This is a genomic window from Conexibacter sp. W3-3-2 (assembly GCF_009707605.1).
GTDB lineage: Bacteria > Actinomycetota > Thermoleophilia > Solirubrobacterales > Solirubrobacteraceae > Paraconexibacter > Paraconexibacter algicola.
On the sequence record NZ_WLYW01000001.1, the window covers coordinates 1 to 10,097 of the forward strand.

The 10,097-nt window shown below is 73.3% G+C and carries 12 protein-coding genes, 2 tRNA genes and 1 pseudogene; 5 read left to right on the forward strand and 10 right to left on the reverse strand.

Annotated elements, in window-relative coordinates; translation table 11 throughout:
- The 4 genes and pseudogenes from GKE82_RS31105 to GKE82_RS00015 form a co-directional block, all read right to left on the reverse strand.
- Positions 1–150, reverse strand: a 150-nt coding sequence (locus tag GKE82_RS31105; protein WP_375337028.1) for a 3-hydroxyacyl-CoA dehydrogenase NAD-binding domain-containing protein, incomplete at its 3' end; no start/stop codon positions are given.
- Positions 141–740, reverse strand: a pseudogene (locus GKE82_RS31110) (acyl-CoA dehydrogenase family protein); the annotation flags it as partial. The gene GKE82_RS31105 and the pseudogene GKE82_RS31110, both read right to left, overlap by 10 nt.
- A 101-nt stretch (positions 741–841) precedes the next feature.
- Positions 842–1,231, reverse strand: a complete 390-nt coding sequence (locus GKE82_RS31115; protein ID WP_375336981.1) for an acyl-CoA dehydrogenase family protein — start codon at positions 1,229–1,231, stop codon at positions 842–844.
- A complete protein-coding gene (locus GKE82_RS00015) occupies positions 1,183–1,560 on the reverse strand; it encodes an acyl-CoA dehydrogenase family protein (RefSeq protein ID WP_154731938.1) in 378 nt (125 codons plus the stop codon). Before GKE82_RS00015 ends, GKE82_RS31115 begins: the two co-directional genes overlap by 49 nt.
- 453 nt (positions 1,561–2,013) lie before the next feature.
- Here GKE82_RS00015 and GKE82_RS00020 point away from each other — a divergent pair, with 453 nt between their 5' ends.
- Complete coding sequence (locus tag GKE82_RS00020; RefSeq protein ID WP_154731939.1) at positions 2,014–2,508, forward strand: hypothetical protein; 495 nt, start codon at positions 2,014–2,016, stop codon at positions 2,506–2,508.
- Positions 2,509–2,786: 278 nt separating this feature from the next.
- On the opposite strand, the gene GKE82_RS00025 is transcribed toward GKE82_RS00020, so the two are convergent.
- Together GKE82_RS00025 and GKE82_RS00030 are read right to left on the reverse strand one after the other, a co-directional pair.
- The gene (locus tag GKE82_RS00025; protein ID WP_154731940.1) at positions 2,787–3,218 is read right to left on the reverse strand and encodes a hypothetical protein; all 432 of its coding nucleotides are present in this window, start codon (positions 3,216–3,218) and stop codon (positions 2,787–2,789) included.
- 608 nt (positions 3,219–3,826) lie between these two features.
- The gene (locus GKE82_RS00030; RefSeq protein WP_154731941.1) at positions 3,827–4,912 is read right to left on the reverse strand and encodes a hypothetical protein; all 1,086 of its coding nucleotides are present in this window, start codon (positions 4,910–4,912) and stop codon (positions 3,827–3,829) included.
- 805 nt (positions 4,913–5,717) lie between these two features.
- On the opposite strand from GKE82_RS00030, the gene GKE82_RS00035 reads away from it, so the two are divergent.
- Entirely contained in the window at positions 5,718–6,227 is a 510-nt protein-coding gene (locus tag GKE82_RS00035) for a hypothetical protein (RefSeq protein ID WP_154731942.1), read from the forward strand.
- 196 nt (positions 6,228–6,423) lie between these two features.
- Here the strand turns inward: GKE82_RS00035 and GKE82_RS00040 are convergent, their stop codons facing one another.
- Positions 6,424–6,591 (reverse strand): hypothetical protein, encoded by a 168-nt coding sequence (locus GKE82_RS00040; RefSeq protein ID WP_154731943.1) that lies wholly within the window; start codon positions 6,589–6,591, stop codon positions 6,424–6,426.
- Between the two features lie 609 nt (positions 6,592–7,200).
- Between GKE82_RS00040 and GKE82_RS00045 the strand changes: the two genes are divergently transcribed.
- Complete coding sequence (locus GKE82_RS00045) at positions 7,201–7,761, forward strand: hypothetical protein (protein ID WP_154731944.1); 561 nt, start codon at positions 7,201–7,203, stop codon at positions 7,759–7,761.
- 47 nt (positions 7,762–7,808) lie between these two features.
- Here GKE82_RS00045 and GKE82_RS00050 read toward each other — a convergent pair whose 3' ends face one another.
- The 3 genes from GKE82_RS00050 to GKE82_RS00060 are packed head-to-tail and all read right to left on the reverse strand — an operon-like array spanning position 7,809 to position 9,386.
- Positions 7,809–8,414 carry a CoA pyrophosphatase gene (locus tag GKE82_RS00050; RefSeq protein WP_309233278.1) on the reverse strand — a complete coding sequence of 202 codons (606 nt, stop codon included), beginning with the start codon at positions 8,412–8,414 and terminating at the stop codon, positions 7,809–7,811.
- Positions 8,389–8,790 carry an OsmC family protein gene (locus tag GKE82_RS00055; RefSeq protein WP_107570038.1) on the reverse strand — a complete coding sequence of 134 codons (402 nt, stop codon included), beginning with the start codon at positions 8,788–8,790 and terminating at the stop codon, positions 8,389–8,391. The genes GKE82_RS00050 and GKE82_RS00055 overlap by 26 nt, the downstream gene beginning before the upstream one ends.
- Positions 8,787–9,386: a CAP domain-containing protein gene (locus tag GKE82_RS00060; protein WP_154731945.1), complete on the reverse strand. Its 600-nt coding sequence runs from the start codon at positions 9,384–9,386 to the stop codon at positions 8,787–8,789. The genes GKE82_RS00055 and GKE82_RS00060 overlap by 4 nt, the downstream gene beginning before the upstream one ends.
- 328 nt (positions 9,387–9,714) lie before the next feature.
- On the opposite strand from GKE82_RS00060, the gene GKE82_RS00065 reads away from it, so the two are divergent.
- A tRNA-Pro gene (locus tag GKE82_RS00065) sits at positions 9,715–9,787 on the forward strand.
- Positions 9,788–9,845: 58 nt separating this feature from the next.
- Positions 9,846–9,919, forward strand: a tRNA-Arg gene (locus tag GKE82_RS00070).
- Positions 9,920–10,097 lie beyond the last annotated feature (178 nt).

The following is a 10,097-nucleotide window of genomic DNA, read 5'->3' on the forward strand; positions in this document are numbered from 1 at the left end:
CGTGCGGCGGCGCGGGGCGATCGCGGTGATCGGGATCGAGGACGTGTTGGAGGCCAGGAGCCCGCGTCCGGGGCGACCGGCGGAGAGCTGTGCGAAGATCGCGTGCTTGAGCTCCAGGCGCTCCGGGGCGGCCTCGATGATCAGCGGCAGGGGCGAGCCCGCCGATCTCGCCGGCGCCCGTGACGCGGGCGACGATCGCGTCGCCCTCGGTGGCGTCGATGCGGCCCTTCTCGACGGACCGCGCGACGCTCTTCGCGATCCGCGCGAGGCCCTGCTCGAGCGCCTCCGGAATCGGGTCGGCAGGATCGCCGGGACGCCGTTGCGGGCGGCGGCCTGGCGATGCCGGCACCCATGGTGCCCGCGCCGACGACGCCGATGGGGGCGAAGGCGCTCACGACGGCACCAGGGCGTTGATGCCCCGTCTCCGCGCGGCCGATGATGAGCTTCTGGATCTGGGAGGTGCCCTCGTAGAGCGTGGTCACGCGACTGTCCCGGAAGTAGCGCTCCACGGGGTGGTCGTCGACGTAGCCAGCGCCCCGTGGACCTGATAGCCTCGTTCGCGCACCAGACCGCGGCCTCGGTGGCGAAGAGCTTGGCGATCGACGTCTCCGTCGTGTTGGGGCGGCCCCTGGTCCTTCAGCCAGCCCGCGCGCAGCGTGCGAGGCGGCGTCGGTCTTCACGCACATCTCGGCGATCATCGCCTGCACGAGCTGGAACGACGCGATCGGCCGGTCGAACTGGCGGCGCTCCCTGCGCGTACTTCACGGACTCCTCCCAGGGACCCCCTGGCGAAGATGCCGACACAGGCCGCAGCGACCGAGTAGCGGCCGAGTCAACGAGGTCATCGCGATCTTGAAGCCCTGGCCGACCTCCATGGGGACCGTATCGTCGGGCACGAAGCAGTCGTCGAGAGCGCGATCGACGCGGTGTCGGCCAACGTACTGTGCCATCTTCCCGTGGATGGGGATGGGACGAAGCAATCCTGGTCTAAATTGTCGACGAGGAAGCCCGAGGCGACGCCCGCTTGGCCGAGCGACGGGTCGGTCTGCGTTACCAGGCGAGCTTCGCGACGTTGCCGTTGGAGATCCCACATCTTCGACCCGTTGAGCGTCCAACCGCCGTCGACCGCTGTCCCTTTTTGGGTCTTCTGGTTCGCGGCGTCGGAGCCGGTGTCGGGCTCGGTCAGCGCAAACAGCCGAGGGATCTCGCCGCTGCACAGCTGCGGCGGCAACGCGTTGCTTCTGCTCCTCCGTGCCGAACGTGACGAGGACCGAGCAGACTTAGCGACGTCCGCACGCTGATCGCCGTCCACATCGCGCTGCACGCGCGGGCGACGTTCTCGACGACGAGCCCGTAGGTGACGTAGTCGAGCCCGGCGCCCCCGCACCCGCAGGACGATCGCGCCGGGTAGCCTTGGGCGGCGATCTTCGCCGACCAGGCTCGCGGTCGAAGTGCTCGTTGCGGGAGTTGTCCCAGGCCCGCAGCGCGACCTGCCCGCTCGGCGAACTCCCAGGCGGTGTCGCGGACGAGCAGCTGCTCGTCAGAGAGGTCGAAGTCCATGTGCCGGACCGTATCGGACACACCGTCCCGATCACGGGCACCCCACACTCAGGCGGTGGATCCCTTCGCGGTGATCATGCTCGGCGGCAGCGCCGGAGTGGTCGTGGCCCTCCGCCTCCTCGGCCGCTACTGGGCTCCGGCGCCGACGTCGTGGACTGGAAGCCGACGCGCTCCCCCGAGGTCGAGGCGCAGAACGGCGTCGACGACCTCGAAACGCTGATGCGGGTCGCCAACCGGCAGCGGCGCCGTCTGGGCAGCAGGAGCTCACCCTGGGCACGCTCGACCAACCGCGGGTCCAGGAGTCCTCCGCCGGACGTACCCGCCGCAGCAGGAGTACCTCGCCGGCCTCGAGATCGAGCGGATGCTCGAGGTGAAGAACAGACGCCGCACGGCCAGGGCCTGCCGCCGATCAGCGCCGAGGAGTACCGGGCCCGGATCGAAGGAAGACGAGCTGTGAGTGTGCTGATGATCGGGGGCGGCAGCGAGCGCGGGCTCGCGCTGGCCCGCTCGCCCCTGACCGCCGAGGAGCCACCTATGGATCGTGTCGCGCGAGGGCGCGCCGCGGAGACTATCAAGGCGGTCGGCGCGGAGTGCTACGTCGGCACGCCCGACGTCGTCGGCACGATCCGGTTCGCGCTGGAGAACGTCACCGTCCTCTGCTGGCTGCTCGGCACCGCCGAGCACGAGGATCCCGAAGCTCGAGGCGCTGTTCGGCTCGCGGCTGAAGATGCTGCTGGAAGACGACCGACACCACCGTGCGCGGTGTCGTCTTCGAGGACGCCGGCACCGTCGCCGACGAGCTGCTCGCCAGCGGCAAGCACGGGCGAGAAGAACAAGATCCCGCGTACCTGCGTGCCGACGGCCGCGACGTCGACGCCTGGGTGCCCGCGGGCGCGCAGGGCGATCGACTCGCTGCGCACCGCCGTGCGCGCCACGCCCCAGCGCTGAACCGCGACGGTCCGGGACCGCCCGCCGCGGGCGACCCCGGACCGCCGGCTTCCGCCCAACGGACGGTCACCCGTACGGTGCGGGCCGCGACGCGTTCCCCGCTGCGTCGAGCGCCCGGACCGTGACCGTGGCGACCGCGCCCAGCCGGCGCGCGAACTTCAGGCGGAAAATCGCGTGCCGGTCGCGACGAACGAGCTCGCCAGGCCGCACGGCGGGACCCGCAAGAGTCGGCCGGACGGGGTGACGAAGCGGCGGCGGCCCGCCCCGGCCGCCCCGCGTCAGCGACACGAGCACCGTGCGCGGCGCGGTGGAGCGGCAGCCGCGGTCACGGGCCGTGCCGCGCATCCATGCCCACCGGTGACCGCGATCCGGCCGAGCGCCAGCGACGGGGCGACCCGGTCGGTGCACGCCGCGCCCGTGCGGACCGCGCCGGAGAGGCCGATCACGTCACCGGCCACCGCGGTGCTGACGCGCTGCGTCGCGTCGATGATCGCCATCGGGTCCGGGCCGCAGGTCGGGCCGGAAGCAGAACTACATTCCGCCGCGTCGTCTCGGCGAACACCGGGGGAGCCCGGTGGTGGCCTCCTGGAAGCGCGCACGTCGGCAAGCTGGATCGAGCCGGTCGCGAACTGCCACTCGCCAAGCTTTGGCTCGAGCTTACGGACGGCGCCGGGGTCGAGGCCCTGCCCGGCGAACACCGACAGCGGCACGGATCTCGTTGAGCAGGATGTGGACCTTCGGTGGTCGAGCCGACCGTCGGGTGCAGCGCGTTGCCGAACCACGGGTCGGCCGCGGATACCGTGGCGGTCCGACCCGCCACGCGTCGGTGAGCGCGATCGTGAAGTCCTGCGTGCTGGCCGCCGGGTTCCACAGCGCGGCGCCGTCGCCAAGCGTACGGTCCAGGTTGCGCGGGTCGAAGAAGTTCACCGCCGCGGCGAGGGCCAGGGCCTTGAAGCCCCGGACGTCACCGGCGGCCTGCGGGGATCCCGCGTGGCGAGCGTCGCCGGTGCGCCGCCGGTGCCCAGCGGGTTGTCCCACGCCACGGCCAGCTGCAGGCCGTAGGAGTTGTTCACCGGCGAGTTCTCGCGCGTGCCGCTCTGCCCGCCGAGGGCGCCGATCGCCGGGACCGGGCAGGGCTTGTCGCCCTGCGGCAGGTTCGGCGTCGGGCCGCCCAGCGCGGTGTCCGAGAAGTTCTTCGGGTCAGGTTTACCAGTCGATGCCCGTGGCGGTCGTCGCCGGCTGCGGGGTCACGCCGCGCCGCTGACGTACGGGTTCGCGAACCTGGACGCGGTGATCGACGTGCCGATGGCGCTCACCGTCAGCGATTCGTCGGGGTCCGGGTCGAGCACGTCCCAACGCTCGCCGGCGCCCGAAGTAGCTCGTGAGCATCCGCTCGACGCACGGGATGCGCGTGCCACCCGACGTGGCGTTGGTCGTCCCGCCCTGCGGGCAGGCGCTGGCGGGGACGACCGGCGTGGTGCCGTCCTCCTGCGTCTCGCCGGTGATGAACGGCTCGAAGTCGACCTCGCCGCCGACGTACGCGGCGGAAGAAGCTCGACATCGTCGCGAGGCCGATCCGGGCCTGGTCGCCCATGCGGGCCGGGTCACCCGATCCGCGGTTGGCGGAGTCGTAGGTGCCGCGCGAGAGACGGACGTGGTTGGGCGAGGTGGTCGGGGCCGTGATCGTGCAGGCCTGGTCGCCGGTGTTGGAGTCCTCGCCGTCGAAGTCCCAGACGCTGTTGTACCAGTTGTGGTTCGTGCCGTGGATGGCGAACTGGACGCGCGGGAAGGGGTCCCCGGGGAAGATGTACTGGCCCCGCTCGAAGTTGCGTGCGGCGTGCAGGTTCGACACGTCGCCGTCGCAAAGCGGCAGGTGCGCGAGTACGGCACGCCGTACGGTGCGCGCCGCTCGTAGTCGGTGCCGGCGAGCGAGATCACCGCGCGCAGCGGGGTAGCGGCGGCCGGGGGAGGGACGGCTGCGGTTGTAGTCGATGAAGCTCGTGACCGCGTCACCGCCGCGGGAGTGGCCCATCAGGCCGATGCGCGAGAAGTCCAGACGACCGACGAGGTCGGCGCCCACGTTGCTGTTGGGGCCCTCCGGGAGCGGCTCCTGGTTGGCCTTGTAGAGCGCGTCGAGGGTCGCGGCGATCAGCAGGCGGCGCTGGTGCATGCCGCGCGCGAGGCCGTCCTGGAAGGCCATCATCTGGTCCTGGTCGACGGAGAAGACCGCGTAGCCCCAGCTGGCGAGGTTCTCGCCGAGGTAGCCGTAGCCGAGGTCGTTGCGCTTGAACGCCGTGCAGTTCGGCGAGGTCCCCGAGTCGCACTGGGTGTGGTTGCCGTGCACGAGGACGATGACCGGGGCGGGGCCGGGCTTGTCCTTCGGGAGGTAGGCGGTCCCGCGCACCTGGAGCGTCGCCGGCGGCCGAGCCGGTGGTGGCGCCGCCGCCGGCGTTGGGCTCCTGCAGCGTGACGGTTCCCAGCGTGTAGGGGTTCTTTCGTCTCCACGCCGAGCGACCCGCGGACCATGGGGTCGGGCAGCTGCGCGAGGGCGGGGGCGGCCGGGGTGCCGAGCGCGCTGAGCGCGGCGAGGACGCCGAGGGCGAGACGGGTGCGACGGGGGGGTGCGGACGGTGTGCAAGGGGCTCCTGATGGAGGGGTGGAACGCCACCGGACCGGCCCACGCGCACTGCGCGGCCGCAACCGGTGAGGCGGCGGCAACACTAGGTGCGCCACGTGGTGCGAATCTCCGACCGCCGGTCGGATGTAGTCGTGACTACCTTCGCCCGTCGGTCGGAGAGGGGAAGCCACCCGGTCCATACCGTGCTCGTCGCCGCCCGCTCGGGCGGCGAGCGGCCCGCGCGCGGTCCGCCCCCATCGACGACCGAGGTCTCACCACCCCATGAACCACCCGTGCTCTCCCGACTCCCCGCGCCGCGGCGCGTCCTCGCGCTCGCCGCGCTGCTCCCCAGGGTCGCGGCGGCGTCGACCTACACCGTCGACGACGACCGGCTCGACTGCCCGAACGCCGGCTTCACCTCGATCCAGGCCGCGGTCCAGCAGGCGTCCCCACGACACGGTCGTGATCTGCGCCGGGCTCTACCTGGAGCTCCGTCCCGGCCTCCGGCGCGAACTCCCCCTCCCAGACGGGGTCGCGCAACGGCCAGACGATCACCAAGCCGCTCACGCTCCTGGGCGCCGGCGCGGACAAGGTGACGATCCGGCCGGCGGCGGCGCTCGGCCCCACGCTGGCCGGCACCGCGCCGTACCTGCGCGACGGCGGCGGCAACGTCATCACGGTCTCGCGCCAGGCGGGCGGCTCCTCGGACTTCGACGAGAACTTCACGACGATCTCCGGCGTCACCGTCGAGTCGCCGACGATCTACGCCGAGGCCGGCATCGCCTTCTTCAACACCTCGGGCGTCGTGCGCAACAGCCGCGTCGGACCGCTGCTGCGCGCCGCCGACGCGACCGAGCTCGCCGCCCGGCCGCACGGCTGGGGCATCGTCCAGACCAACCACCTCGTCGGGGCCAGCGAGGGCACGATCCGCCGCGAGGTGACGGTCGAGCGCACGCTCGTCACCGGCTACCAGGCCGGGGCATCCTGTTCGACGACGCCCGCGGGACCGACGGCTCCGCCACGACCGCGCAGCGGTCCGGCATCCGCGCCTACGGCCGGGTCGTGCAGTCCACCGTCACCGGCTCCGGCCCCGACACGCTGATCCCGCAGACCGGCATCCGCTACCACGCCGGACACCGCGGCGAGGTCACCAAGTCGGTGATCACCGGCAACTCCTACACGCCGGACGCACGTCAGTCCGTCGGCGTGCTGCTGACCGACGCGGAGACCGGACCGGACCCGTCCAACCCCACGGTCCGGGCGCTCACGGTCTACGACAACGTGTTCACCGGCAACGGCTACGGCGCGTTCAACGCCAACGCGACGAACGACGCGGTCCGCCAGGGCGCGCCCGCCGCCTTCACGCCGGGAACGCTCGGCCTGGAGAACTGGTGGGGCTGCAACACCGGCCCGATCGTCGGAGCGCCGAGCAGCGCGACCTGCCAGGGGATCTCCGGGGACGACACCACCCCGGCGGCCTCGATCGAGGCGCGGAGCGACCCGCACGACCCAGCAGGTCCTGACCGCGCTCCAGGGCGGGCCCGTTCCGGGCGTGACCGCGGACGCGCTGCCGACCGCCTCGATCGACGAGCCGCTCGGCGGCGGCACGATCGTCGCCGGGGTCGACGCGGCGCCGGTCGTGGTCGCGGCGGACGACTTCGGCGTGAAGTCGGTCGCCCTGAGCGTCGACGGCGACACCCCCGTGGTCGACGGGAAGGCCCCGTACGACGCCTTCTCCTACACCCCCGGGTTCGACCAGCTCGGCGACACGGTGACGTTCACCGCCGTCGTCACCGACGCCTCGAACCAGACCCGGACGGTCACGTCGACCGTCCGCGTCGTGCCACCCGCCGGCTACGTGCCGCTGTCGGTCGACCCGGGCAGCTACGCCGCCGGCCCGGTGACGCTCGGCACCACCAGGACCACGACGGTGACCGCGACGAACTCCGGGGAGAACCCGGTCACGCTCGCGCCTCCCGCGGTCACCGGCTCCGGGTTCGCGATCCGGCCGACCGGGACGACCTGCGCCGACGGGCTCGTGCTCGCCCCCCGACGAGACCTGCACCGTGGTGCTCGTGTTCGCGCCGACCGCGGCGGGCGACGCGACGGGCGGCCTGACGCTGGCGTACACCGCCAAGGGCGGGGGCGGTCCGGCGACCACCGCGCTCACCGGCTCCGGCGTCGCTCCGACCCCGACCCCGACCCCTACCCCGACGCCCGAGCCGCCGGCGCCGAGCCCGACGCCCGACCCGCCGGCTCCGACCCCGATCCCGGTGGCCCCGGTCGTCGCCCAGGACGCCCCGGTCACCGTCGCGTTCGCCGCCCCGTCGCTGCGCACGCGGATGACGAAGGCCGGCTCGGCGCGCTTCCGGGTCCTCTGCCCGGCGAGCGCCACCGGGATCTGCCGCGGCACCGTGACGCTGCGCGGCATCCTGCGCGGGACGACCGCGTCCACGGTCGGCAGTGCGAGCTTCGCCCTGCGGCCCGGGCGCGCGGCCACGATCGTCGTCCCACTCGTCGGCGCGGCGCGCAGCAAGGTCCGGCGCACCGGCAGGCTCACGGTCACCGCCCGGGTCCGGGCGCGGGACGGCGGCCGGCCGCTCACCGGGACCGCGGTGCTCGTCGTCCGCCGCTGAGCGGTCGGCGTCCGGCACCCGGCGCCGCGGGGATCCGCCCCGCGGCGTCAGACGACCGCAGCCGGGAGCCGCTCGAGCAGGTCGTGCAGGATGCGCGCGGTCGCGCCCCAGATCAGGTGCCGGTCGACGACGTACACGTCGGTGCGGAACGGCACCCCGCGGCGGACGAGCCGCTCGCGACCGTGCCCGGCGACGAGATCCGGGAGCGACAGCTCGAGGATCTCGGCGACCTCGCCGTCGCTCGGCGTCCACACGTGCCCGGGCTCGATCAGCCCGACGAACGGATACACCGCGTAGTTCGTGGCGATCGTCGGGGTCGGCTGCAGCGCGCCGAGGATCTCGACGTCCTCGCGCGGCAGCCCGATCTCCTCCTCCGCCTCGCGCAGCGCCGTCACCAGCAGGTCGGCGTCGGCGTCGTCGCGGCGGCCGCCCGGGAAGCTGATCTCCCCGGGGTGGCGGCGCAGGTCGTCCCGGCGGCGCGTGAAGACGGCGTGCAGGCGGTCGTCCTGCACGTACAGGGGCACGAGCACGGCCGCGGTCGTGCGACCGTGCACGGACAGGCCGGCCGCGTCGCGCGGGTCGAGCAGCCGGGAGCGCAGCGCGGGGGAGCGCCCCGCGTCCGGCGCCTCAGGCGAGGGAGGCGCGGGAGACACGCTCGTCGAACATGACCTCGCCGTCGAGCGTGCGGTGCACCGGGCACTTCGCCGCGATCACGCGCAGGCGCTCGACCTGCTCGTCGTCGAGATGGGCGGGCATGCGGAGATCGAGCTCGAACGTCGTCGGCTTGCCGCGCTCGGAGGCCTGGAACTCGCAGCTGACCTCCAGGCCCGCCACGTCCCAGCCCTTGCGCTGCGCGTACATCTCCATGGTGATCGCGGTGCAGGAGGCCAGCGCCGCGGCCAGCAGCTCCTCCGGCGTCGGGCCGGCGTCCTGGCCGCCGAGATCGGTCGGCTCGTCGGCCACGAGCTGGTGGCCGCGGATCTTCACCGTCTGCTTAAACGTGCCGGAGCGCGTCGAGATGACCTTCATGTCCCAGATGCTACGCCCCGCGACCCGCGTGGCCCGCCGTCGGGCTCAGCGGCGCACGCGGTGCCCGAACTCGGTGACGTAGGTCGCACCGCGCGGGGATCCTCCGGGACGCCGAGCACGACCCCGACGCCGATCTCGCGGTAGCTGCGGTCGAGGATGTTGCGCCGGTGGCCCGGGGAGGCCATCCAGGCCTTCACGATGCGGGCGGGCGTCGAGATCCTCCCTGTGCCCCAGGCCAGGTTCTCCCCGACCGACCAGCGCGCGATGTCGCCCTCGAGGTACCCGGTGCGCCGGATCCGCGCGAGCATCGTCGTGCCGGCGGGGGACACGTGCGCGAAGAACCGCTCGCGGACCATCTGCGCCGCGTACCGGTCCGCGACCCCGGCGAGCGTCGACTGCGCGCGCAGGCGTGCGCGGCCGCGCTTCGTGCGCTCGCGGTTGAGCAGGCAGAGCGTCGCCCGCTCCACGCGCGCGATCGTCGCCGCGGTCGGCTGCAGGTTGCGGTCCGCGCAGCGCCCGGGCTCGCCGGCGGCGTGGGCGCCGGCTCCTCGGGCGCCGGCGTCGGGGAGGGCGTCGGGGTCGGGGCCGGGACGCACGTGCCGATCGGTGGCAGCACGACCGTGTCCAGGCAGATCGGCAGCGACGGGAGGATCGCGTCCGCCGCGCGGGCGGGGGACGGGAGCATGGCGGCGGCGCTCGCCACGAGGGCGCAGATCACCGCCGCGCGGGAGGTGCGCGGGAGCTTGGGCATGAGGGCTTGAGGGAGGCGACGGGGGCGGGGCCCCGGTCACGGTCTGCGTCGGCCGTCGCACCAGGACGCACCAGCTGGGGAGGGTCCGGGTGGACGTTCGTCGGACGCCCGGGCGCCCGGCCGCGTCGCTGCCGATGGCGCTCCGGGCGCGGCGCTGCCACCATGGGGGCCATCGGGGCGTGGCGCAGCCTGGTAGCGCACCTGCTTTGGGAGCAGGGGTCGCCGGTTCGAATCCGGCCGCCCCGATCGTCGGCGGGCCGCCGTGCGCCAGGAGACGCTGCGGTACGGTCCGCGCGCGTCCCGTGCCCCAGTAGCTCAGCTGGATAGAGCAGCCGACTTCTAATCGGCAGGTCGTTGGTTCGAATCCAACCTGGGGTGCCTCTCGCCGTCCGTCGCGGTTGCGGCGATGTCCCAGTCGTCGCCCGCCGGAATCTGATGGCGCATGAACGTTCGACACCCGTCGCTGATCTAGCGTCGCCCGGGTGTCTAGAACGCGAGTCAGCATCGAACGTCCTCCCTGCAAGGAGGCACCATCCGCGTGTCCCGGTGCGCCCCC